Raw genomic sequence first — 22,485 nt, 5'->3', positions numbered from 1 at the left:
GTTGTATGTTTGGCGACAGAATGCCGCCCCCGCTGGTGGTGCAGACTGCAAATCGGCGCTCAGCTTGCAAGCGCGACGTAAAAATCTTCGGTTAAACCGGCCTGTCGACGCGCCGAGTCGTTGAAAGGCGGCTTCAGGCTGCCACGAAAATGCCGTTTCACAAGCATTTGGTAATGGTTCGGGGCGTCCAGCCCCTTTCCGTTCGTCGCCCAGTTGAACCACCCCGTCCCCGCCGCGACATGGCGAATCTCATCATCGACAATCCGGCGAAGGATGCGGCCGGTCACATGATCGCCCGCGCCTTCGAATCGCGTGACGGTCGCGGGCGTGATGTCGAGCGCGCGCGCCTCCAGCACCATCGGCACGATCGCCAGCCGCGCCAGCGCGTCGCCCGCCGTCTCGCGCGCCGCGTCCCACAGCCCGTCATGCGCGGGCAACGCGCCATAATGGCTCCCCATCTGCCGCAGCCGCCGGTCGAGCAGGGCGAAATGCATCGCCTCATCCGCCCCCACCCGCATCCATTCGTCGGTGAAGGCTGCGGGAAATTCCCCACCAAAGCGGCCGATCAGATCGAACGCCAGGTCGATCGCCACAAATTCGATATGCGCCAACGCATGGATCATCGCGATCCGCGACCGCTCGGAGCCGATCCTGCCGCGCCGTGGCATCTGGTTGGGCGGCAGCAGCGTCAGCGCAGCCGGTCGCGCCGGCACGTCGGGCATGGCGGCATCGAACCGATGCGCCAGCCGTCCCAGCCGCCACGCGCGCGCCACCGCCCGCGCCGCCATCAACTTGGCGGGTGGCTCGGACGTCATCAGCACATGGGCACAAGCCGCGCCCACCGTGTCGATATGTGTTGGCAGGGTCAAAGCGCCCGCGCCGCCTCCAGCACCTCGGCCGCGTGGCCCTTCACCTTCACCTTGGGCCAGACCCGCTGCACCGTGCCGTCGGCGCCGACCAGGAAGGTTGCCCGCTCGATGCCCATATAGGTGCGGCCATACATGGATTTTTCGACCCAGGTTCCGAACGCAGCGCAGGCGTCGCCCGGCTCGTCCGAAGCCAATATGACGCTCAGCCCATATTTCTCGGAAAATGTCTTGAGCTTGGCCGGCTTGTCCTTGGAAATGCCGATCACCGGCACGCCGGCGGCGGCATATTCGTCCGCCATCGCGGTAAAGTCCTTCGCCTCGTTGGTGCATCCGGGCGTGTCGGCCTTGGGGTAGAAATAGACCACCAGCGGCTTGCCGCTATAATGATCGAGCGCGAAGTCCACGCCCTCCATGTCCTTGAGCGTCACTGCGGGAATGGCGTCCCCAACTTCCAGCATCATGCGTCCTCCTGATAGGGCGCGGCGATCGCCGCCCATGTTTCGCCCACGCATTGCCGCGCCTGCGCATAGCTTGCAAGCAATGCGTCCCAATCCGCCTGGCCGCAGGCGCGCGCCATCAGCGGCCGTGTGGCTTCTGGCGGTTCGGTCGATCCGGGCGATACCAGTCGCGACACGATCAGATAACGGGTGATGAGGTCATGCGCGTCGATCAGCGCGGCGGGCAGATGCCCCGCCTCGACCAATTGCGACAGCGCCACCGACAGGTCGGGATCGAACGCCATGCCGTGGCGGAACTGGCTGACATGGATCAGAAATTCCAGGTCGACAAGGCCACCGGGCACCAGCTTGACGTCCATGTCGCTGGCGGGCGGCTTGTGCCGGGCGATGTCGCCGCGCATCTTGACCGCCTGCCGCGTCAATTCCTCCTTGTCGCGCGGCCGCTCCAGCGTTTCCCTGAGCACCGCGTCCAGCGCCGCGCGCGCCTGCGCCGAACCAAATACCGGCCGCGCCCGCGTCAGCGCCAGATGCTCCCAGGTCCAGGCTTCCTCACGCTGATAGCGGGCGAAACTGTCCAGGCTGACCGCCAGCAACCCCTGCGTGCCCGATGGCCGCAACCTTGTATCCACCTCATAGAGCGGACCCGACGCGGTATGCACCGACAGCGCGTTGGTGATGCGCTGCCCCAGCCGATTGAAATATTGCGTCGCGCCCAGCGGCTTTGGCCCATCGGATTCGGCCAGGAAATCGCCGGTGAACAGATAGACCAGATCCAGGTCCGACGCATGGGTCAGCACCCCGCCGCCCAGCCGCCCCAGCGCCAGGATCAGCAGTTCGCCGCCCGGCACCTTGCCATGCGCCGCCTCGAACTCGGCGACCGTCGCCGCGCAGAGCGCCTCGATCGCCGCCAGCGCCACGCGGCCATAGCCCCGCCCCGCCTCGATCGGATCGCCGCCCCGGATGATCTGCACGCCCAGGGCAAAGCGCCGGTCGCCGACCTTCTGCCGCACCCGGTCGAGCAGCGTCTGATAATCCTCGCCCGGTTCCAGCGCGGACAATTGCGTCGCCAGTTGAGGCACCGGCGGCGGCGGGTCGAAGGCGCTGGCGTCGATCAGCCCGTCCAGCAATTCCGCCCGCCGCCCCAGCGCGTCCGCCAGCGTCGGCGCATGGCTCAGCACGTCCGCCAGCAATTCGACCAGCGCCGGGCGTGCCGCCAGCAGCTTGAAGAAATTGATCGCGCTCGGCAGCCGGCCGATCATGTCGTCCAGCCGGTTCAATGCACGGGTCGGGTCGGGCGCCTGCGCCAGCGCGCGCATCAGCCCCGGCAGTAATTGCTCCAGCGCGTCGCGCGATGCCGCGCTGCGCAACGCCCGCACCGTTCCTCCGCGCCAGCGCCCGATCCGCGCCAGCGGCGTGTCGGCATCGGCAAAGCCCATGTCGATCAGTTGCGCCTTCAGCTTGTCCTCATCCTGCGACAGGGACGCGTCGTCATTGTCCGGGTTCAACCGGTCATAATTACGGCCTACCCACTCCACTTGCGGCCGCAGCAGGTCCAGCAGGGCCGCGCCGTCGGCCAGCCCATGCAGCCGCGCGACCGTGTCGATGCCGGCCATCGTCGGCGGCAGTTCATGCGTCTGGCGGTCCTCGACCATCTGCAACCGATGCTCGATGGTGCGCAACAGGACATAGGCCTCGTCCAGCCGCGCAGCGACTTGCCCCGCGATCACCCCGGCCTCGGCCAGCGCGCGCAGCGCCTCGCGCGTGTTGCCCGATCGCAGCGACGGGTCGCGCCCGCCATGGATCAGCTGGTGCACCTGCGCGAAAAACTCGACCTCGCGAATGCCACCGCGCCCGCGCTTCAAATCATAGCCCGGCCCGAAGGCCTGCCCCTGCGCATAATGATCGCGGATGCGGCGGGAAATATCGACGATCGCGTCGATCGCGCCGAAGTCCAGGCTGCGCCGCCAGACAAAGGGGCGGATCTGGCGCAGGAACTCCTCGCCCAGCGCCTTGTCCCCGGCCGCCGCCCGCGCGCGGATGAACGCCGCCTGCTCCCATCCCAGGGCGGTCGATTCATAATAGCCGATCGCCGCGTCCACCGGCAGGGCGATCGGCGTCGCTTCGGGCGAGGGCCGCAACCGCAGGTCCACGCGGAACACATAGCCGTCGCCATCGCGGGCGCTCAATAATTCGCTCACCCGCCGGCCGATTCGCACCGCCGCATCCGCCACATCCTCGCGCACGCCGTGCGGCAGGGTGGCGGGGTCGTAGAGCAAAATCGGATCGATATCGGATGAATAATTGAGTTCGCGGCTGCCATGCTTGCCCAGCGCCAGCACGACAAAGCCCCTATGGTCGGCATCGGGATAGCGTTCCTGCATCGCCGCCGCGATCGCTTCCTCCAGCGCCTGATCGGCAAAGTCCGACAAGGCGCGCGTCACCCGATCCAGGTCCCATGCGCCCGACAGGTCGGCCCCCGCCACCGCCAGCGCGATCGCCCCGCGCCGCCGCCGCAATGATCGCGCGACGCCGTCCTGCGGGTCGGCAACGGCATGGGCGGCGGCCAGCGCCCCGTCCATATTCCCCTGCGCCATCTGCGCCACGACGAGGGGGTAGCGTTCCATCGCCCGCGCCAGAAATGGCGAATTTGCGCGGATTCGCGCTTCGGTCTGCGGCCAGTCCAACACCATCTTCTCCTTGTCGGGCGGGGCTATCGCGCGCAAAGCGGATGAATTCCAGAAACTTTTGCGCGCCTCGCCCGTTTCCCACCCCATGGAGATGCAGCGCAAAATGACTGGCCAACCGGCATTGGGACGAGACGGCGAACTCGGCCGCATCGTCACGGTCAGCCTGCCCGCGCCCTATGAAGGCGTCGGGAAAGCGCTGCGGTCAACCTATAAGCCGCCTCGCGACGCCCTGCCGGATGACATGATGGCCTTGCTCGGAAAACTTGATCGACATTAAGTTTAAGCTTTCGGTTACGGTCTGGCCGGCATAATGGCGTCTCATTCGGGCTTGGAACCGGAGTGCCGCCCTCATGATGTATCGCAGCTTTGCCATCGCCACGCTGGTCGCCGCGCCATTGGTCGTCATGGCCGTGCAGAATTTCCTGCCGGCCACGCCGGACGCGCCTGAGGAGCAGGCCACCTCGGCGCCAGTCACGTCTTCCACCCAGCCACCTGTCGCCGCGCCAAGCGTCGTTCAAACACCGCCTGCGCCGCCCCCTGCCCCTGCCGACTTTGCGGCGTCCGCGCCCATGGCGGGGGAACCCCTGCCCGGAGCGGGCCAGCCGATGCTGTCCCCCGGCCAGGGCCTTCCTTCGGCATCCTCATCGGCTAACGGCGGGGCAAACCCCTATTCCACGCCGCAACAGGCGCCGGCCGGATCGCCCAACGCGGAATATTGACGCCCCGGCTCCGTCATTCTGACACCCGCGCCAAGCGCGACAACTCAGATCGCACCGCCGAACGTATCGCATTGCGCCGGATCGCCGGTGCTCAGCCCCTTGCGCAGCCACTCCATGCGCTGGGCGCTCGACCCATGGGTGAAGCTTTCGGGCACCGGCCGCCGCCCGGCCGCTTTCTGCAACGTATCGTCGCCAATCGCCTCCGCCGCGCGCATTCCTTCTTCCAGGTCGCCCGGCTCCATCAGATTTTCATCGCGCGCCGCCCAGACGCCGGCATAGCAGTCCGCCTGCAACTCCATCTTCACCTGAAGGGCGTTGCCCTGCGCTTCCGACACGCGCTGCTGCGCCTTGCGGATGCGGTCGGCCTCGCCGGTGATGGTCTGGATATGATGGCCCACCTCATGCGCGATGATATAGCCGATCGGGAAATCGCCCGGCGCGTTGAACCGCGTTTCCATCTCGCGGAAGAAATCGGTGTCGAGATAGATGCGCTGGTCGGCCGGGCAATAGAAAGGCCCCATGGCCGACATCGCCGCGCCGCAACCCGACTGGCCATTCTGGCTGTAGAAGACCAGCGTCGGCGGCTGATAGGTCTGCCCCTGCGCCCGGAAGATGTCGGCCCAGCGCCGCTCGGTCGATCCCAACACCTTGAGCGACGTGCGCTGCACATCGGTCAGTTCCGAAAGTGAAGGCCGCTCGGTCTGCACCTGCTGCCCGCCACCACCGCCGCCGCCCAGCAGGCTCAATGGATTCATCCCCATGACGACCATGATGACCAGCACGACGACGATGCCGCCGCAGCCAAAGCGGCTGCCGATCAGCGGCAGCAACATGCCCAGCCCGCCGCCGCCAAATCCGCCGCCGCCGCGCCCGTCCTGCACCTCGAAATGACTGCTTTCCTGTTCGTCGTCCAGCCGCATCGCGTCCTCCCTGTTGCCCGCGTCATCGCTTACGCGAAGTGCCGTTGCGCGAAAACCGCCGGTATTCGCGAAGGTTGCGCCGACAGGCTGCTTTCTTGCAAGACATTGAGTTGGAACGTGCGCTGCAATGCCTATATTGCACTGCGACATGGCAGACATAGAACCCACGGCTGCACAGCCCCGTCCGCACCGCCGCGCGCGCACGTCCCTCTCTTTGCCGCGCGAAATCGCGTTGCTGCTTCAGGGCGGGGGGGCGCTCGGGTCTTTCCAGTCCGGGGTGTTCGAACGGCTCGATGAACTGGGCATCGACATCAGCTGGGTCGCGGGCATTTCCATCGGCGCGGTCAACGCCGCCATCATCGCGGGCAGCGAACCGCATCGCCGGCTCAGCCGCCTCAAGAAATTCTGGTACACCGTGTCGGGCGGCATGCCCAACGTCATCCTGCCCGATATCGACCAGATCCGCGAAGTCGCGCATCTGGGCGCGGCCGCCACAGTCGCCAGCTTCGGCGTGCCCGGCATGTTCCGCCCGCGCCTGTGGCCAGCGACGCTGATGCCCGAAGGATCGCCCGGCGCGATCAGCTTCTATGACAGCGCGCCGCTCAAGGACATGCTGGACGCCTGCGTCGACTGGGACCTGCTCAACGACGGGCCGGTGCGGCTGTCGGTCGGCGCGGTCGACGTCGAAAGCGGCAATTTTGCCTATTGGGATACGCGCGGACCGGGCGGCAATACGCGGATCGACGCGCGCCACATCATGGCCTCTGGCGCGCTGCCACCCGGCCTGCCCCCGATCGAGATTGACGGGCGCTGGTATTGGGATGGCGGCATCGTCTCCAACACGCCGCTCGCCCATGTCCTCACCCACCAGACCGAAGACATGCTGGTTTTCCAGGTCGATCTGTTCCCGGCCGAAGGGCCGATGCCGCGGCAGATGACCGATGTCTATTCGCGCATGAAAGACATTCAGTATAGCAGCCGCACCCGCCAGGTGACGGATCAGTATCTGCGGCTGCGCCGCGAACATGGCGCGATCGAGGCGCTGCTCAAGAAACTGCCGCCCGACCTTCAGAATTCAGCCGAAGCCCAGTCGCTGCGCCAATGTCTGGACCAGGGGTCGGTCAATATCGTCCACCTCATCTACCGGTCGCGCAACTGGGAAAGCGGCGCCAAGGATTTCGAATTTTCCCGCTCGACCATGCTCGACCATTGGAGCCAGGGCCGCGAGGCGGTGGAGGAAGTCATGCACAAGGGCGACCTCATCGCCCGCAACATCCTCGACGGCAAAAGCGCGACCTTCGATCTCGACGCACCCGATCACCTCAAGGAGAAGACGGCATGAGCAAGTTCCTCACTGGCAAGACGGCCCTGATCACCGGATCGACCTCCGGCATCGGCCTTGCTTATGCCAAGGCGCTGGCCGGCGAAGGCGCGAACATCGTCATCAACGGCTTCGGCGACGCAGATGCGATAGAGAAGGAACGGCAGGGACTGGAAAACCTGTCCGGCGCCAAGGCGCTCTATTCGGGCCATGATCTCACCAAGGTCGACCAGATCGAGGCGATGATGAAGGACGCTGCCGACGCCTTTGGCGGAGTGGACATTCTCATCAACAATGCCGGCATGCAGCATGTCGCCCCGGTCGAGGAGTTCCCGCTCGACAAATGGGATCTTATCATCGCGCTCAACCTCAACGCCGCCTTCCACACGACGCGCCTCGCCGTGCCCTATATGAAGGAAAAGAAATGGGGCCGGATCATCCAGACGGCCTCCGCCCATTCGCTGGTCGCCTCCCCGTATAAAAGCGCCTATGTGACCGCCAAGCACGGCCTTGCGGGCTTTACCAAGACGGTGGCGCTGGAAGTCGCGACCTTCGGCGTCACCGCCAATTGCATTTCGCCCGGCTATGTCTGGACCCCGCTCGTGGAAAATCAGATTCCCGACACGATGAAGGCGCGGAACATGACGCGCGAGCAGGTGATGAACGACGTGCTGCTCGCGGGGCAACCGACCAAGGAATTCGTCACCGCAGAACAGGTCGCCGCCACCGCCCTCTATCTTTGCAGCGACGCCGCCGCGCAAGTCACCGGCGCGAACCTGTCGATCGACGGCGGCTGGACCGCGCAATAGGATCAGGCGTCAGCGTTCCACAGCGCGATCCGCCATGCTGTAAACCCAACCACCGCCTCCTACGACAGGAAGTGTTTATCACGACAGCGTGACCCCGGGGCAAGCCCAGGGCGACGTGACGCCCAAAGTTCCACCAAAGCGCGCGACCTTCTCCCCTCCCCGCTCGCGTCACCCCGGCCTTGAGCCGGGGTCCCGCTACTTTCTTGTCAGCGGGATAATAATCGGTTCGGCAGAAAATCCTTCCAAAATAGGATTTTTCCTGATCTATCCTCATGGATGACCATCCTGCCCATATCGGCGCGCTCTGTCCCACCTAAAACCTCCTGCGCTGCCCCGCCGCCTGTCGCTATGGTGTCGCTTCGGTGTCGCCTCATGGTCGCTTCGCCGTCGCCTTGTGGTCGCTTCAAGGCGCAGAATGGTGTGAACTTTGCCCTGCGGCTTTGCGCTGGGACAGGACTCGCACCCGCCGGTCGGCCGGCCAATTGGCGGCGACGAAAACTTGGCTCTTCAACCGCGCCAAATTGCCCTTATGCTGCGCGCCAGCAAGGGAGATTTTGATCATGCGCCACACGCTCGCGGCCCTGTTGGCCGTTGCCAGCTTCACGTCCGCCGCCGCCGCTCAGACCAGTCCAGCCACCACAGCCGCCCCCGCGACACCGCCCGCCCAAAGCGCGATCGGTGCGGCCGTCGCCAGGGATATAGACGCCATGATGGCGCTCTATCGCGATCTGCACGCCAATCCCGAATTGTCGCTAAAGGAAGTCAATACCGCCGCCAAGCTCGCCAAGCGGCTGAAGGCCCTTAAATATGACGTGACCGAAAAGGTCGGCGGCACCGGCGTCGTCGCGGTGATGAAGAATGGCACCGGCCCCACGCTGCTGATCCGCGCCGACATGGATGGCCTGCCCGTGGTCGAACAGACGGGCCTCGATTTCGCATCAAAGGTCCGCACCAAGACGCCCGAGGGCGTCGAAACCGGCGTGATGCACGCCTGCGGCCATGACACGCACATGACCGCCTTCATCGAAACCGCCAAGCTGCTCGCCGCGCGCAAGGATGACTGGAAGGGCACGCTGGTCATGATCCTCCAGCCGGCCGAGGAAGTGGGGAAAGGCGCGCGCGACATGCTGGAGGACGGGCTCTATACCCGCTTCCCCCGCCCCACCCATGCGCTCGCCTTCCATGATGCGGCCAATCTGGAAGCGGGTGTCATCGGCTATACGCCCGGCTATGCGCTGGCCAATGTCGACAGCGTCGACATCGATGTGAAGGGCGTGGGCGGCCATGGCGCCTACCCGCAGACCGCCAAGGACCCGATCGTGCTGGGATCGCGCATCGTCGGCACGCTCCAGACTTTGGTCAGCCGCGAACAGGACCCGCAGGACCCCGCCGTGGTGACGGTCGGCAGTTTCCAGGCCGGGGCCAAGCATAATATCATCCCCGACGAAGCCAAGCTGCTGCTGACCGTGCGCAGCTATTCCGACGAAACCCGGCAGAAGCTGATCGACGGGATCAAGCGAGTGGCGCGCGGCGAAGCGATCGCCGCCGGCATGCCCGACGACAAGATGCCGGTGGTGAGCGTCAAGGACGAATTCACCCCTTCCACCTACAACCCGCCTGAATTTGCCGAGGAGATGGCGGGCCTGCTCAAGGCGAATTTTCCCGAAGGGCGCGTCGTCCAAACCAGTGCGGTCATGGGGGGCGAGGATTTCGGCCGCTTCTACCGCGCCGACAAGTCGATCAAGAGCTTCATCTTCTGGGTCGGCGGCGTGCCGGCCGACAAGATGGCCGCGGCCAAGGCCGGGCAGATCAGCCTGCCATCGCTCCACAGCCCCTTCTGGGCGCCCCAGGCCGACAAGGTCATCGCCACCGCCAGCGAGGCGATGACGGTCTTGGCGCTCGACATATTGAAGAAATCGTGACGAACCGGGGCGCCGCAACCGGCGCCCCGCGCGCATCAGGCGCCGAAGCCGCCGTCGATCGTGTGCATCGCGCCGGTGGCATAGGCGGCCTCCGGGCCAGCCAGAAAGGCGGTCAGTCCGGCAATTTCGTCCGCCTTGCCATAGCGCTTGATCGCCATGAACGGCATGACCATGGCTGCGATCTCACCGTCCGCAGGATTCATGTCGGTATCGACCGGGCCTGGCTGGACGACATTGACGGTGATGCCGCGATCGCCCAAATCCCGCGCCAGCCCGCGCGCCATGCCCTGCAAAGCGGATTTGGTCATCGCATAGGCCGCCGCCCCGGCGAAGGGCACCGCGTCGCCATTGACCGATCCGATGACGATGATGCGCCCGCCATCCGCCATGGTCCGCGCCGCCTCGACCGCGGCATGATAGGGCGCGCGCACATTGATATCGATCATCCGGTCGACGGCATCAGGATCGAATGTCAGCGGATCGCCGATCATCGCGACGCCGGCATTGACTACCAAGATATCGAGCGGCCCCTGCTGCGCCACCACATCGATCACCTGCTGCCGGTCGGCCGCGTCGGACCGGATCGCGCTCGCCCCGGTTTCCTGGCTCAGCGCCTGTGCGGCGTCATGCGACCCGGAATAGGTAAAGGCGACCTGCGCCCCATCCTGAACGAAACGCCGCACGATCGCCGCGCCAATGCCACGGCTGCCGCCGATGATCAGGGTCTTTTTGGAAGTCAGGTCAGTCATGTCGGTCATCCTTGAGAATTATGTACCGACCGCTATATAAAATGAGGAAATCAGGGTTCAAGGATTATTATAGTGGTTGATACAGAAAAAATCCGCAAGCGTGGTCGCCCCCGCGCGTTCGACCGGGAAGCGGCGCTGGAAACGGCGCGATCCTTGTTTCACGCCCATGGCTATGAAGGGGTCGGCGTCGCGGCTCTGGCCGAAGCGATGGGGATCAATCCGCCCAGCCTCTACGCCGCTTTCGGCTGCAAGGCGGCGCTCTATGACGAAGTGCTGGCCCGCTATGATGCCGCGGCGGCGCCGCTCCATGCGCTGATGCAGCCGGGCGCCGATCCCGCCGTCACGCTGCCCCAATTGCTGCGCGAGGCCGCGCATATCTATGCTGCCGATCCCCAGATGGCGGGATGCCTGGTGCTGGAGGGCGCGCGCAGCGCCGATCGCGATGCCGCCTGCCGCGCGCGGAACTGGCTGGATTTGGGGCGCGGGCGCATCCGCGACTTCATCGCCTGCACCCATCCGCAAAAGGCGGACGTGGTCGCGGACTATGTCGCGGCGGTCATGTCCGGCATGTCCGCCGATGCGCGCGCGGGCCATCCGCCCGAGCGCCTGGCCGCCGTCGCAGACATGGCCGCCCTGGCGATCCGGGCAATGCTGGCGCCGACGCCCGCCTAGCGCGGTCGATGACCCTTGCGCCACTTGGTCCATAAATGCCGCGCCAGCATCAGCGGCGGCATCCGCAGCCAGTGCGAACGCAGGTAAAAGGCGAAGACCAGCAGCTTGCGCGTCTCCCGCCCCCAGCCGTCGCGGGCGAGCAGGCGGGCACGGACGATACGGTCCCACGGCGTCAGCGCCCCGCCGCCGCCATATAATGCGCCAGCCAGTCGCTGCGCCTGAGCCACATGCCGCCGCAAGCCATGGCGAACCGCCCGTCGATCAAGCGCGACGGGATCGACATCTTCAAGCAGACAATGAATATCCCACAGGTTGCGCAATCCGCCCTGCAAATCGCCATCGGCCAGCATATGCGCGGCGGCGTGGATCACCCGGTCTTCGGGCGACAGCGTCCAGACATTCTCCCCCGCCGGCACCGCGTCGGCCAGTAGGGCATCGGCATCGGGCTTAGGCCGCGCCGTCAGCGGCAATATGGTGTGATGCACGTCGATCATCCGGTCGCGCTCGACATGGATCATCGGCGGCAATTCGTGCATCCACTGCCGATAATAGGCGTCGTCATAGGCGTCTTCCTTCACCCATTCCCACCCTGCCGCCATCAATGCCCGCTCGACCTGCCCCATCGCCGGGCGTGGCACCAGAATATCAAGGTCGCCGATGAAACGCCCCTGCCCCGCCGACAGTCCGGCGGCGGCATAGGCCGTGCCTTTGAGCACCACCATCCGCACGCCGATCGGCGCAAGCGCCGCCGCCGCGCGATCCGCCTCCCAAAGCGCTTGCCGCGCTTCCCGTGCCGCATCCATGCGCGCGTCGCGCAGGATCGGCTGGACGGTTTCTGGCAAGCGCACCCCCTCCACACGCCACGCCAATGTCGCGATCAGCCGCTCCGCCTTCGCCGCCGCGATCAGGCCGTTCCACTGGGCCGCGTCCAGATGCTCGGCAGCGGCCGGATTTCGAAGCACTCGCACCAGCAGGGCCGCGCTCATGCGCCGTCCTCCCACAGCCGGTCGATCATCTCGAACGCGGCTTCCCCTGATGGGAAATCCATCGCGCAGGCGGGCACGCCGGTGACGAAGCGCGTCAGCGCGACAAAGCCCGGTTCGCCCAATGCGACATAATTGGTCGAAGCCTGAGTCAGCCGCATGAAGGCTTCCCCCTGCCCCACGGGCCGGATCGCCGCATCATGGCCAAATCGCGGGAAGAGCAGCATCGCCGGCATCGCCCCTTGCGCCATTTGCGCCACAGCGTCGGGTCGCGGCACCAGATGGCGGATGTCGCCCTTGGCCGTGGCGCGCAGCAGCGGCCCCATGCGCTGCGCGCCCACCACATGCTGCACGAGGCCGATAGCCTGGTTTTTAAGGGAAACGAGGCGCGGAAAAGGCAGGATCGCGCCATTGTCGAGGTCCAGCAGCGCAAACTCGTCGCCCATCAGCCGCCAACCGCGTTCCCCCAGCAATGCCGCCAGCGTCGATTTGCCCGATCCTGATTCGCCCGTCATCACAAGTGCGCGGCCGTCCTTTTCGGCGCTCGACGCATGGAGCAGCAGATGCCGCCGCCATCCCAGCGCCATTTGCAGGTTCATCCCCATTTCCGCCGCCAGCAGTCCGTGGGACAGGCTCATCGGCGCCGCGTCGGCCAGGCCGTGATCGCCAGTGATGAAGATGGACGGCCGTACCCATCGCCGCAGCATATTGGTCGGCTGCAACCGCACCGTGAAGTCGGCAATGGCGCCGGGGCGGTCGGGATAGCCGGCATAAAGATTCGCAAGCTGGTCTATCGGCGCGCGCCAGGCCGACCCGATCCGGAAGGTGGCGGGTCCGATTTGCAGGGTCAGGCTATGCTTCATGCCACGCGCACCAGACCCAGCGCCTCCAGTGCCTCCAGTTGCGCGCCGACCTGCGCCAAAGCATCGTCGCGATCGCCCAGATCATAGCTTTGCGCAAGCCGATGCCACAGGTCGTTCACCGTCATGGTGGCGCCATCCTGCATCGCGCGGAGTATTTCTGGCACGGGGCTGATCACCATGTGCGTCTGCCCCGATCGGCCATGATAGAGCAGAGTCAGATCATCGAGCGCGCAGGTCAGGCACGCGTCGCGCGGGTCGATACGGTAACGCTTTATCTGGTCCAAAGGTCGCTGGTCCTGCGGCATGACCCCACCCATAAGGGGAGAGGGTAGCCAAGACGCTAACGCATCAGGGCCATGCAGGCGAGGGCAGGATCGAAGCTACGGGTGACGGAATGAGATCGGCGAACGCCGCGACATAGGCGTCGAGCGCCTGCGCCGCCCGGTGATCGCGGATCGCCGCTTCAACAAGCGACATGGGCGCGGGACGCGCCAGCGTCCGTTCGATCGCATGGGCCAGCGCCACGCTGTCGCCGGTTGGCACGGGGGGATGCTGGCCAGCGGCGGCCAGAACCGGACGTATATTGGGCGTACTGTCGGTAGCCACGACGTTTGCGCCACAGGCCAGCGCCTCGATCAGGGTGGCGCACAACCCCTCCCAGCGAGAGGGCTGCAACAGCAGGTCCGCCTGCCCCATCAAATCGGCGAGCCTTTCGGGATCGGCGACATAGCCCGTGAAGACGACGCGATCGGCGATGCAGAGCGCTGCCGCCTGCGCTGCCAATGACGCGCGCAGCGGCCCATCGCCCGCGATCGTCAGCCGCCAATCGAGGTGCGACAGCCGCGCCAGCGCCGCCAGTGCCGTTGCATGATCCTTCTGCTCGACCAGTCGCCCGACCATCAGCAGTTGATAAGGCGCGTCGGCATCACGCGGCTGCCGCTCCATCCGCACCTTGTCCATGACCGGGGTCACGGTCGGCCGGGGTAGCAGGCGCACCGTCCCGCTCCGGGCGAGCAATGCGCGATCATGTTCGCCCATGACGATGGTCAGGTCGCTGATCCGGCTGATCGCGCAAAATCGTTTCCACCGCGCCCAGGCTGCCAGATCATGGCGACCGGGCGGGCAGATGGGGTTGGAGATACGCGCCACCGATCGGGTCGTGGTCCCCAGGCACGCCAGCGCGACCAGCATGTTGCTTTGGTTGCCGGCGGAATAGAGGATGTTCGGCCGGTGCCGCCGCACCATTGCGGCCAGCGCGGGGAACTGGGCGATCATCGACAGGCGTCGGTTGCCGCCGGGAGACGTCACCCGTCGCACTGGCACGCGAGCATCGATGAGATGCGCGCTGACGCCGTCGGTATGCGCCATCCATAATTCGACGGCCTTGCCCTGGCGCGCCATGTGATTGGCCAGCATGATGGCGACCCGATCCAGTCCGCCATCGCCGGGTCGGTAGAGATAGATTGCCGCTGACAGGTCGTCCCTTGACCCGACATTATGCTGAAACATTGTGTCTCCACCATCTGAACCAGTATCGCTGGTTTGACGGCATCAACGCGCGCGTTCCGTATCGGCTCCCCCTCGCCCACACCGTGCGACGCGGCGGCAGGTCGCCCTATCGCGGCATCTGCAACGATGCGTAGCAGGTAAAGCCGCTCGTTCCCGACTGGAGTCGGCGGATATAGTTGAGATAGGCCTGGTTCTGATCGTAGCTCGTGCCCGGCAACGGCCGTCCGCGCAGCGCCTGTTTCACCTGCTCGCCGGTATAGCTGCGCCCCGTACCGGGGAAGGCGCCTGGCGTTCCCGGCGGCACGACCTGCCCATTGGGCGCGATATAATTGCCTGCCCGTCCCTGGTCGGGGACCGGGATGGTGCAATTGAGGACCGACGCGGCGGTATTGGCCAGGGCCGGCCGGATGGACACGATGGTCGACGCGGCGACCGCCCCGCCCATCAGCAACTGGCGACGCGACGCGACGCCACCTTCGGCCAAGCCATCGGCGGCGGAGGGCTGATGCGGGACATCCCCGTCCTGATCGGGCTTGGGATCGGTCATATCGCTCCATTTCGCATCGGGCACTTGCCAAAGCGTAAAGATTGCCCGCTATTGGAACAAGACATTCGCAGCAAATGCGCGACAATTCCAGTGCGGTAACCATGAATCGGCTCAGTATCTCGCAAATCACCGCCTCGCTCGCCATGCTGCTGCTAGGCACGGGCGGTGCCCTGATAATGGGCGCGCACCCCCTGCACATCGCCTTGCCGATCCTGGCGGGCGTTCTGGTCCTGATCATCACATCGGGCGATGCGGGCCTGCGACCGACAGAAGCGCCGCTCGCCATCGCCGCACCCGAACAGACCGATATCACCGCGCACCCTGACTTCCCCAGCCTGCTGGAAGGGATTTCCGACCCGCTGATGCTGGTGGAAAAGGGTCGCATCGCCCGCGCCAACCGCGCCGCCATGCGGCTGCTGGGCGCCCATATCGAAGGCGAGGATGCGCGCATCGCCATCCGCCACCCCGCCGCGGCCGAACGTCTGGCCAGCATGGCCCCGCTGGCGGAACCGATCATGATCGAGTTGGTGGGCCTTGGCACCCGCGACCAGCGCTGGCAGATGCGCGTCGCGCCGGTCGGTGCGGTGGAAGCGATGCGGCGACTGGTCCATCTGGTCGATCATAGCGGCACCCACGCCGCCGAGCGGATGCGCGTGGACTTCGTCGCCAATGCAAGCCACGAACTGCGCACGCCCTTGGCTGGCATATTAGGCTTCATCGAAACGCTCGCCGATCCCGAACTGGGCAAGGACGTCGAAACCCGGCAGCGCTTCCTAAAGATCATGGACGGCGAAGCGCGCCGGATGCAGCGATTGATCGACGACCTGATTTCGCTTTCCAGGATCGAGGCCGAAAAATATCGCACGCCCGACAGCGCGGTGGACCTCTCCGAACTGGTGGCCGAAGTCGTCGGCGTGTTCCGTTCCAGTCATGGCGAGCGGGGCCGCGACGTGGAAATGGACATCGGCCCGTCACTGCCGCCGGTGCTGGGCGATCGGGCGCAATTGTCGCAGCTCATTCACAATCTGATTGGCAATTCGGTCAAATATGGCCGGCCCGGAACGCCGATCAAGGTGACGCTGTCCGAAGGGTCGAGCGGCATGGCCCGGCTCTGCGTCGCCGATGAAGGCGAAGGCATCGGCCCCGATCATCTGCCGCGCCTGACCGAGCGCTTCTACCGCGTCGATTCGGGCCGCAGCCGCGCCATGGGCGGTACGGGCCTGGGTCTTGCCATCGTCAAGCATATCGTGGAACGCCATCGCGGCCGCCTGGACATAGCCAGCACGCTGGGCAAGGGGACCAGCATCACCGTGCTGCTGCCGCTGCCGGCGGACGACATGGCGGCGAAGATGGACGAAAAGAAACGCCCATCGGCGCTATCGGGCACGATGTCATGAAAATGAAATGGGAATGTCACAAAGGCGCGACTGTCCGCGACTAAGGCCGGCTCCAAGGGGGGCGGCGACACAGGATTCGCGGCTTCGACAATGGAGATAGACGTGAAGACATTCGCCTTGCTCGCCGCTGCGGCCACGAGCGTCCTCAGCCTTGCCGCCTGCGGAGACCAGTCGGGCAGCGCCGGCAGCACCCGTGATCAGATCCGCGCCGTCGGTTCCTCCACCGTCTATCCCTTCGCCACCGCGGCCGCCGAACTGTTCGTCCAGAGCAATCCCGGCATGAAATCGCCGATCATCGAATCGACCGGCACGGGCGGCGGCATGAAGCTGTTTTGCGCCGGCGTCGGCGCTCAGCATCCCGATATTGAGGACGCGTCGCGCCGGATGAAGAAGTCCGAATTCGATCAGTGTCAGGCCAATGGCGTCAAGGACATCATCGAAGTGCAGATCGGCGTCGACGGTCTGGCCTTCGCCGAATCGAAGGAAGGCCCCGGCCTGTCGCTGACGCCCAAGATCGTCTATGAGGCGCTGGCCGCCAATCCTTATGGCAAGGGCGCGAACAAGGCGCAGACCTGGAAGGATGTCGATGCCAGCCTGCCCGCCATCCCCATTTCCGTCTTCGGCCCGCCCTCGACCAGCGGCACCCGCGATTCGCTCGCTGAACTGATCCTCGAAAAGGGCTGCCAGACCGATCCGGCCATGGCGGCGCTCAAGGAAAAGAATGAGGATGAATATAAGGCGACCTGCACCCGCATTCGCGAAGACGGCAAATATGTCGATTCGGGCGAAAACGACAATCTGATCGTGCAGAAGCTGGGCGCCAATCCCAATGCGGTCGGCGTCTTCGGTTTCAGTTTCCTGGAAGAAAATAAGAACACGCTGAAAGACGTGCCGATCAACGGCATCCAGGCGACCTATGAAACCGTATCGACCGGTCAGTATCCCGGCGCGCGCCCGCTCTACATCTATGTGAAGAAGGCGCATATGCAGGCGGTGCCAGGCCTCCAGGCCTATCTCAACATCTTCGCCTCCAACTGGGGTCCGGGCGGCGTGCTCGCCAAGCGCGGCATGGTCCCGGCGCCCGACGATGTGCGCAAGGCCAATGCCGAGACGGTCAAGTCGCTGACCGTGCTCGACGGCGCCGACCTCAAATAAGCGAAGGCCAATGACCGGACCTGCCATCATCCTGCTGCTCGCAGGCCTGGGCGCTATCGCCTGGGTCAGCGCCCGCGCCCGCGCCATGCGGTTGCAGACCGCCGCGCGCGCGACCGGGCGTCGCGACGCCGTTCACTCGCTGCCCGGCTATCATGGCTGGTATGTGGCGCTGTGGACGCTGATCCCCGCCGGCATTTTCCTGGCGGTCTGGGCCAATGTCGCGCCGGGCCTCGTCACGCAGAGCGTGCTGGCGGACCCGGCGGCCCAGGCCCTGCCCGCCGACGGCTTCGCGCGCTCCGCCATATTGGGCGAAGCGCGCGCCATCGCCAGCGGGCTACAGGCCGGGGCCTTCAATCCCGCGAGCCAGGCGCTGGTCGAACCTTATCGCACGGCGATCAGCGAATATGGCATTGCCGGCGCGGCGCTGGCGCTGATCCTTGCCTTTGCCGGCGGCGCCTATGCCTTCACCCGCATCCGGCCGGACTTTCGCGCCCGCACCCGGGTCGAACGGCTGGTGATGATGGCGTTGCTGCTGGCATCCCTGCTGGCGATTGTGACGACGCTGGGCATTGTCGCGTCGCTGCTGTGGGAAAGCTTCCGCTTTTTCTCGATGGTCAATCCCATCGACTTCCTATTCGGCGTCAAATGGTCGCCGCAGTCGGCCGCCATGGGCTATGGCAATGACGATGCGTTCGGCGCGATCCCGCTATTCTGGGGCACGATCTTCATCGGCGCCATCATCGCCATGATCGTCGCCATCCCTTTGGGGCTGATGAGCGCGGTCTACCTCACCCAATATGCCAGCCCGCCGGTCCGCAAATGGATGAAGCCGCTGCTGGAGGTGCTGGCAGGCGTTCCGACGGTGGTCTATGGCTATTTCGCGGCGTTGACGGTTGCGCCTGCGCTGCGCGACTTTGCCGTCGCCATCGGCATCCAGGGCGCGAGTTCGGAAAGCGCGCTCGCCGCCGGCCTTGTCATGGGCGTGATGATCATCCCCTTCGTATCATCCATGGCCGACGACAGCATCGCCGCCGTTCCCCAGTCGATGCGGGACGGCAGCCTGGCGATGGGCGCGACGACGAGCGAGACAATTAAACGCGTCCTCGTCCCCGCCGCCCTGCCCGGCGTCGTGGGCGGCGTACTGCTGGCCGTCAGCCGCGCGATCGGCGAAACCATGATCGTGGTCATGGCCGCCGGCCTTGCCGCCAACCTTACGCTCAATCCCTTCGCCAGCGTGACGACCGTGACGACGCAAATCGTCCAGTTGCTGACCGGCGACCAGGAGTTTGACAGCGCCAAGACGCTGGCTGCCTTTGCGCTGGGACTTGTCCTGTTTGTCGTCACCTTGCTGCTCAACATCGTGGCCCTGCGGGTCGTGAAAAAATATCGCGAGGCCTACGAATGAGCCCTCCTCTCCATTCTGTCGAACGGCTTCCCACCGACTGGAAGTCCGACGCCATGCGCAAGCGGATCGCGCGGCGCTACGCGGCCGAACGTCGCTTTCGCCTGCTGGGACTGGGCGCGGTGCTGCTGTCCGCCGCCTTCCTCGCTTTCCTGCTAGTGACGATGATGGGCAACGGCCTTCGCGGCTTCACCCGGACCGAAATCGCGCTCAAGGTCGATTTTCCGGCGTCGCCGATGCTGCTCGACCCACAAGCGATCACCGACGAAGCGCTCGCCAACGCCAATCTGCCGATGGTGACGAGCAGCGTCGCGGAAAAGCAATTGGGCGAGGGCGCGGACGCCTTGCTGGCCCCGACGGCGTGGACCAGCCTGCGCGACGCGATCAAGGCTGATCCCACGATCCTCAATCGTACCGAGGTCATCCGCGTCCCCGCCTCGACGGACATTGATCTGGCCGCCAAAAGCGACGGAACGGCCGTCGCAGAGGCCGTCGTCAAGCGGCTTGACCAGGCCGGCATCTTGTCGACGGGCTTCAACTGGAGCTTCCTGTCGGGCAGCGACGGCACGGACCCGACGCAGGTCGGCATCTGGGGCGCGTTCAAGGGATCGTTGCTGACGATGCTGGTGACGCTGGTGCTCAGCTTCCCGATCGGCGTCGCCACCGCCCTGTATCTGGAAGAATATGCGCCCAAGGCCTGGTGGACCGACATCATCGAAGTGTCGATCAACAATCTGGCGGCGGTACCTTCGATCATCTTCGGCCTGCTTGGCCTCTCGATCTTCCTCAATCTCCTGCACCTGCCCCGATCGGCCGCGCTGGTCGGCGGCATGACGCTGGCACTGATGACAATGCCCGTCATCGTCATCGCCGGGCGCAACGCGATCAAGTCCGTGCCGCCCAGCATCCGCGACGCTGCGCTTGGCATCGGCGCGTCGCCGGTACAGGTCGTGTTCCAGCATGTCCTGCCGCTTGCCTTGCCCGGCATCCTGACCGGCACGATCATCGGCATGGCCCGCGCACTCGGCGAAACCGCGCCGCTGCTGATGATCGGGATGCGCGCTTTCATCGCCACGCCGCCGGGCGGTGTGACCGATCCGGCGACCGTGCTGCCGGTGCAGATCTTCCTCTGGTCGGACGAGGTGTCCAAGGGCTTTGTCGAAAAGACATCCGCCGCGATCATCGTGCTGCTGGTCTTCCTGCTCGCGATGAACGGCCTCGCCATCTACCTGCGCAACAAGTTTGAAAAACGGTGGTAATCAGCCCCATGACTGACGAACAAAAAAGCCTGGCCCCGGCCAATCCGAAGATGACCGCGCGTGACGTCAAGGTCTTCTACGGCCCCAAGCAGGCGATCAAGGGCGTCTCCATCGACGTCGACATGGACAATGTCACCGCCTTCATCGGCCCGTCGGGATGCGGCAAGTCCACGTTCCTGCGGACGCTGAACCGCATGAACGACACCGTGGCGTCGGCGCGGGTCGAAGGCACGATCACGCTGGATGGCGAAGATATCTACGCCCCGTCGATGGACGTCGTGCAGCTGCGCGCGCGCGTCGGCATGGTATTCCAGAAACCCAATCCCTTCCCCAAGTCGATCTACGAAAATATCGCCTATGGCCCGCGGATCCACGGCCTGGCCGCGTCGAAAGCGGACATGGACGTGATCGTCGAAAAATCGCTTCGCCGCGCGGGCTTGTGGGAAGAAGTGAAGGACCGGCTACAAGACAGCGGCACAGCCCTGTCGGGTGGGCAGCAGCAGCGCCTGTGCATCGGCCGCGCCATCGCGGTCGAACCAGAAGTCATCCTGATGGACGAACCCTGCTCGGCGCTCGACCCGATCGCGACCGCCAAGATCGAGGAACTGATCCACGAATTGCGCGGCCGTTACGCCATCGTGATCGTTACCCATAATATGCAGCAGGCGGCCCGCGTGTCGCAGCGCACCGCCTTCTTCCATCTGGGCGAACTGGTCGAATATGGCGTGACGTCCGACATCTTCACCAATCCCAAGGCGGAGCGGACCAAGGATTATATCACGGGTCGCTACGGCTGATCCGCGCGGAGAGAAGCATCATGGCAGAACATACAATCAAGGCGTTTGACGAGGAAATCGACCGGCTGCGCGGGCTGATCGCCGAAATGGGGGGCCGGGCTGAGGCGGCCATCGAAAATGCGATGCTCGCGCTGCAACGCCACGACAAGGTCTTGGCCGCGGAGGTCGTCGCCGATGACAGGCGCATCGACGCGATCGAGGCCGAGGTCGAAAAGCTGGTGGTGGAGGTGATCGCGCTGCGCGCGCCGATGGCCAACGACCTGCGCGACGTGATCGCGGCATTGAAGATCGTCAGCGTCGTCGAGCGGATCGGCGACTATGCCAAGAATATTGCCAAGCGCGTGCCGCTGGTCGCGACCAACAGCCGGACCGTCGAGCCGATTTCGCTGCTGCCGTCCATGGGGCAGGTCGCGGGCGAGATGGTGCATGACGTACTCAACGCCTATGCCGCGCGCGACGCTGATCTGGCCTTGGCCGTGGTCGAACGCGATACGGTGGTGGACGATTTCTACAACAGCGTGTTCCGCACACTGGTGACCTACATGGTCGAAAATCCCAAGACGATCAGCGAATGCGCGCATCTGCTGTTCATCGCAAAGAATATCGAACGCATCGGCGATCATTCGACCAACGTCGCTGAAATGGTCTATTATGCCGCAACGGGCAAGACATTGCCCGAACGGGAACGCGGCCCCGACATCCAGATGGAGGATTGAGCATGCCGCGGGCCAAGATGCTGCTGGTGGAAGATGACGCGGCGCTTGCCGAGCTGTTGATCTGGCATTTCAAGCGCGAGGATTTCGACGTGTCCCACACCGTCGATGGCGAAGAAGCGCTGCTGATGGCGCAGGAAAGCGTGCCAGACATCGTCCTGCTCGACTGGATGGTGGAAAGCCTGTCGGGGATCGAAGTATGCCGCCGCCTGCGCCGCATGAGCGGCACCGCCAATGTGCCCATCATCATGCTGACCGCGCGCGGCGAGGAAGAAGATCGCGTGCGCGGCTTGGAAACGGGCGCGGACGATTATGTGACCAAGCCCTTTTCGCCACGCGAACTGGTGGCGCGCGTCGGCGCAGTGCTGCGCCGCGTCCGCCCGGCGCTGGCAGGCGAGACGCTGACCTTTGCCGATGTGGAAATGGACACGGTCGGCCACAAGGTCCGCCGTTCCGGCCAGGTCATCCCGCTTGGCCCCACCGAATTCCGCCTGCTCAAGCATTTCCTGGAGCATCCCGGCTGGGTTTTCTCGCGCGAGCGGCTGCTCGACAGCGTCTGGGGCCAGGATAGCGACATTGAGCTGCGCACGGTCGACGTCCATATCCGCCGCCTGCGCAAGGCGATCAACGCCGATGGGCAATATCAGGATATCATCCGCACCGTGCGATCGGCGGGTTATGCGCTGGACACGGATGGCGTGGCCTGAGGCTGGCGGCTACTCGCCTTTGCTAAC

General features: G+C 65.2%; 23 protein-coding genes. 13 read left to right on the top strand and 10 right to left on the bottom strand.

The window, feature by feature from the left end; genetic code table 11:
• Positions 1-59: 59 nt before the first annotated feature.
• The 3 genes from RLDS_RS36495 to RLDS_RS36485 are packed head-to-tail and all read right to left on the bottom strand — an operon-like array spanning position 60 to position 4,017.
• Positions 60-869, bottom strand: coding sequence for a ferritin-like domain-containing protein (locus RLDS_RS36495; protein WP_021225407.1), 810 nt, complete (start codon positions 867-869; stop codon positions 60-62).
• The gene (gene bcp, locus RLDS_RS36490) at positions 866-1,327 is read right to left on the bottom strand and encodes a thioredoxin-dependent thiol peroxidase (RefSeq protein ID WP_031297793.1); all 462 of its coding nucleotides are present in this window, start codon (positions 1,325-1,327) and stop codon (positions 866-868) included. The genes RLDS_RS36495 and bcp overlap by 4 nt, the downstream gene beginning before the upstream one ends.
• Positions 1,327-4,017, bottom strand: coding sequence for a bifunctional [glutamine synthetase] adenylyltransferase/[glutamine synthetase]-adenylyl-L-tyrosine phosphorylase (locus RLDS_RS36485; RefSeq protein ID WP_031297791.1), 2,691 nt, complete (start codon positions 4,015-4,017; stop codon positions 1,327-1,329). The genes bcp and RLDS_RS36485 overlap by 1 nt, the downstream gene beginning before the upstream one ends.
• 100 nt (positions 4,018-4,117) lie before the next feature.
• Between RLDS_RS36485 and RLDS_RS36480 the strand changes: the two genes are divergently transcribed.
• On the top strand, positions 4,118-4,291 hold the full coding sequence (locus RLDS_RS36480) for a hypothetical protein (RefSeq protein ID WP_236616825.1): 174 nt from the start codon (positions 4,118-4,120) through the stop codon (positions 4,289-4,291).
• Positions 4,292-4,364: 73 nt separating this feature from the next.
• Positions 4,365-4,733, top strand: coding sequence for a hypothetical protein (locus RLDS_RS36475; RefSeq protein ID WP_031297789.1), 369 nt, complete (start codon positions 4,365-4,367; stop codon positions 4,731-4,733).
• Positions 4,734-4,777: 44 nt separating this feature from the next.
• On the opposite strand, the gene ypfJ is transcribed toward RLDS_RS36475, so the two are convergent.
• On the bottom strand, positions 4,778-5,653 hold the full coding sequence (ypfJ, locus tag RLDS_RS36470; protein ID WP_021225402.1) for a KPN_02809 family neutral zinc metallopeptidase: 876 nt from the start codon (positions 5,651-5,653) through the stop codon (positions 4,778-4,780).
• Positions 5,654-5,801: 148 nt separating this feature from the next.
• On the opposite strand from ypfJ, the gene RLDS_RS36465 reads away from it, so the two are divergent.
• From RLDS_RS36465 to RLDS_RS36455, 3 genes are all read left to right on the top strand, one after another.
• Positions 5,802-6,995: a patatin-like phospholipase family protein gene (locus RLDS_RS36465; RefSeq protein WP_021225401.1), complete on the top strand. Its 1,194-nt coding sequence runs from the start codon at positions 5,802-5,804 to the stop codon at positions 6,993-6,995.
• Positions 6,992-7,783 (top strand): 3-hydroxybutyrate dehydrogenase, encoded by a 792-nt coding sequence (locus tag RLDS_RS36460; RefSeq protein WP_021225400.1) that lies wholly within the window; start codon positions 6,992-6,994, stop codon positions 7,781-7,783. Before RLDS_RS36465 ends, RLDS_RS36460 begins: the two co-directional genes overlap by 4 nt.
• Positions 7,784-8,343: 560 nt before the next feature.
• Entirely contained in the window at positions 8,344-9,705 is a 1,362-nt protein-coding gene (locus RLDS_RS36455) for an amidohydrolase (protein ID WP_021225399.1), read from the top strand.
• 35 nt (positions 9,706-9,740) lie between these two features.
• Here RLDS_RS36455 and bdcA read toward each other — a convergent pair whose 3' ends face one another.
• On the bottom strand, positions 9,741-10,454 hold the full coding sequence (bdcA, locus tag RLDS_RS36450) for an SDR family oxidoreductase (protein WP_021225398.1): 714 nt from the start codon (positions 10,452-10,454) through the stop codon (positions 9,741-9,743).
• Between the two features lie 72 nt (positions 10,455-10,526).
• Between bdcA and RLDS_RS36445 the strand changes: the two genes are divergently transcribed.
• Entirely contained in the window at positions 10,527-11,126 is a 600-nt protein-coding gene (locus RLDS_RS36445) for a TetR/AcrR family transcriptional regulator (RefSeq protein WP_021225397.1), read from the top strand.
• Here the strand turns inward: RLDS_RS36445 and RLDS_RS36440 are convergent.
• The 5 genes from RLDS_RS36440 to RLDS_RS36420 form a co-directional block, all read right to left on the bottom strand.
• Entirely contained in the window at positions 11,123-12,112 is a 990-nt protein-coding gene (locus RLDS_RS36440) for a nucleotidyltransferase domain-containing protein (RefSeq protein WP_021225396.1), read from the bottom strand. The two genes, RLDS_RS36445 and RLDS_RS36440, sit on opposite strands and share 4 nt — an antisense overlap.
• A complete protein-coding gene (locus RLDS_RS36435) occupies positions 12,109-12,972 on the bottom strand; it encodes an HprK-related kinase A (RefSeq protein ID WP_021225395.1) in 864 nt (287 codons plus the stop codon). The genes RLDS_RS36440 and RLDS_RS36435 overlap by 4 nt, the downstream gene beginning before the upstream one ends.
• Positions 12,969-13,277, bottom strand: a complete 309-nt coding sequence (locus RLDS_RS36430; protein WP_021225394.1) for an HPr-rel-A system PqqD family peptide chaperone — start codon at positions 13,275-13,277, stop codon at positions 12,969-12,971. Before RLDS_RS36430 ends, RLDS_RS36435 begins: the two co-directional genes overlap by 4 nt.
• A gap of 43 nt (positions 13,278-13,320) precedes the next feature.
• Entirely contained in the window at positions 13,321-14,481 is a 1,161-nt protein-coding gene (locus RLDS_RS36425; RefSeq protein ID WP_021225393.1) for a glycosyltransferase, read from the bottom strand.
• Positions 14,482-14,587: 106 nt separating this feature from the next.
• Entirely contained in the window at positions 14,588-14,926 is a 339-nt protein-coding gene (locus tag RLDS_RS36420) for a hypothetical protein (protein ID WP_236616828.1), read from the bottom strand.
• A 203-nt stretch (positions 14,927-15,129) separates the two neighbouring features.
• On the opposite strand from RLDS_RS36420, the gene RLDS_RS36415 reads away from it, so the two are divergent.
• The 7 genes from RLDS_RS36415 (at position 15,130) to phoB (ending at position 22,458) form a co-directional block, all read left to right on the top strand.
• The gene (locus RLDS_RS36415) at positions 15,130-16,425 is read left to right on the top strand and encodes a sensor histidine kinase (RefSeq protein WP_052034104.1); all 1,296 of its coding nucleotides are present in this window, start codon (positions 15,130-15,132) and stop codon (positions 16,423-16,425) included.
• Positions 16,426-16,527: 102 nt separating this feature from the next.
• Positions 16,528-17,580 (top strand): substrate-binding domain-containing protein, encoded by a 1,053-nt coding sequence (locus RLDS_RS36410; protein ID WP_040603736.1) that lies wholly within the window; start codon positions 16,528-16,530, stop codon positions 17,578-17,580.
• Between the two features lie 10 nt (positions 17,581-17,590).
• Positions 17,591-18,985 (top strand): phosphate ABC transporter permease subunit PstC, encoded by a 1,395-nt coding sequence (gene pstC / locus RLDS_RS36405; protein ID WP_021225389.1) that lies wholly within the window; start codon positions 17,591-17,593, stop codon positions 18,983-18,985.
• Positions 18,982-20,241, top strand: a complete 1,260-nt coding sequence (pstA, locus tag RLDS_RS36400) for a phosphate ABC transporter permease PstA (RefSeq protein ID WP_031297786.1) — start codon at positions 18,982-18,984, stop codon at positions 20,239-20,241. Before pstC ends, pstA begins: the two co-directional genes overlap by 4 nt.
• 8 nt (positions 20,242-20,249) lie before the next feature.
• Positions 20,250-21,038: a phosphate ABC transporter ATP-binding protein PstB gene (gene pstB / locus RLDS_RS36395; RefSeq protein ID WP_021225387.1), complete on the top strand. Its 789-nt coding sequence runs from the start codon at positions 20,250-20,252 to the stop codon at positions 21,036-21,038.
• A 20-nt stretch (positions 21,039-21,058) separates the two neighbouring features.
• Positions 21,059-21,754, top strand: a complete 696-nt coding sequence (gene phoU / locus RLDS_RS36390; protein WP_021225386.1) for a phosphate signaling complex protein PhoU — start codon at positions 21,059-21,061, stop codon at positions 21,752-21,754.
• A gap of 2 nt (positions 21,755-21,756) precedes the next feature.
• Positions 21,757-22,458, top strand: a complete 702-nt coding sequence (phoB, locus tag RLDS_RS36385) for a phosphate regulon transcriptional regulator PhoB (RefSeq protein ID WP_021225385.1) — start codon at positions 21,757-21,759, stop codon at positions 22,456-22,458.
• Positions 22,459-22,485 lie beyond the last annotated feature (27 nt).

Source organism: Sphingobium lactosutens DS20, from assembly GCF_000445105.1.
GTDB classification, from domain to species: domain Bacteria; phylum Pseudomonadota; class Alphaproteobacteria; order Sphingomonadales; family Sphingomonadaceae; genus Sphingobium; species Sphingobium lactosutens.
This window is presented reverse-complemented; position numbering and strand designations above follow the sequence as displayed.

Excerpts from the sequence above, each read along its gene's own strand:
- RLDS_RS36475 (WP_031297789.1), top strand. The coding sequence starts at position 4,365 with ATGATGTATCGCAGCTTTGCCATCGCCACGCTGGTCGCCGCGCCATTG.
- RLDS_RS36465 (WP_021225401.1), top strand. The coding sequence starts at position 5,802 with ATGGCAGACATAGAACCCACGGCTGCACAGCCCCGTCCGCACCGCCGC.
- RLDS_RS36480 (WP_236616825.1), top strand. The coding sequence starts at position 4,118 with ATGACTGGCCAACCGGCATTGGGACGAGACGGCGAACTCGGCCGCATC.
- pstB (WP_021225387.1), top strand. The coding sequence starts at position 20,250 with ATGACTGACGAACAAAAAAGCCTGGCCCCGGCCAATCCGAAGATGACC.
- RLDS_RS36435 (WP_021225395.1), bottom strand. The coding sequence starts at position 12,972 with ATGAAGCATAGCCTGACCCTGCAAATCGGACCCGCCACCTTCCGGATC.
- RLDS_RS36420 (WP_236616828.1), bottom strand. The coding sequence starts at position 14,926 with ATGGGCGGGGCGGTCGCCGCGTCGACCATCGTGTCCATCCGGCCGGCC.
- RLDS_RS36415 (WP_052034104.1), top strand. The coding sequence starts at position 15,130 with ATGAATCGGCTCAGTATCTCGCAAATCACCGCCTCGCTCGCCATGCTG.
- pstA (WP_031297786.1), top strand. The coding sequence starts at position 18,982 with ATGAGCCCTCCTCTCCATTCTGTCGAACGGCTTCCCACCGACTGGAAG.
- phoB (WP_021225385.1), top strand. The coding sequence starts at position 21,757 with ATGCCGCGGGCCAAGATGCTGCTGGTGGAAGATGACGCGGCGCTTGCC.
- RLDS_RS36485 (WP_031297791.1), bottom strand. The coding sequence starts at position 4,017 with ATGGTGTTGGACTGGCCGCAGACCGAAGCGCGAATCCGCGCAAATTCG.
- RLDS_RS36455 (WP_021225399.1), top strand. The coding sequence starts at position 8,344 with ATGCGCCACACGCTCGCGGCCCTGTTGGCCGTTGCCAGCTTCACGTCC.
- RLDS_RS36460 (WP_021225400.1), top strand. The coding sequence starts at position 6,992 with ATGAGCAAGTTCCTCACTGGCAAGACGGCCCTGATCACCGGATCGACC.
- RLDS_RS36440 (WP_021225396.1), bottom strand. The coding sequence starts at position 12,112 with ATGAGCGCGGCCCTGCTGGTGCGAGTGCTTCGAAATCCGGCCGCTGCC.
- RLDS_RS36425 (WP_021225393.1), bottom strand. The coding sequence starts at position 14,481 with ATGTTTCAGCATAATGTCGGGTCAAGGGACGACCTGTCAGCGGCAATC.
- ypfJ (WP_021225402.1), bottom strand. The coding sequence starts at position 5,653 with ATGCGGCTGGACGACGAACAGGAAAGCAGTCATTTCGAGGTGCAGGAC.
- bcp (WP_031297793.1), bottom strand. The coding sequence starts at position 1,327 with ATGCTGGAAGTTGGGGACGCCATTCCCGCAGTGACGCTCAAGGACATG.
- pstC (WP_021225389.1), top strand. The coding sequence starts at position 17,591 with ATGACCGGACCTGCCATCATCCTGCTGCTCGCAGGCCTGGGCGCTATC.
- phoU (WP_021225386.1), top strand. The coding sequence starts at position 21,059 with ATGGCAGAACATACAATCAAGGCGTTTGACGAGGAAATCGACCGGCTG.
- RLDS_RS36430 (WP_021225394.1), bottom strand. The coding sequence starts at position 13,277 with ATGCCGCAGGACCAGCGACCTTTGGACCAGATAAAGCGTTACCGTATC.
- bdcA (WP_021225398.1), bottom strand. The coding sequence starts at position 10,454 with ATGACTGACCTGACTTCCAAAAAGACCCTGATCATCGGCGGCAGCCGT.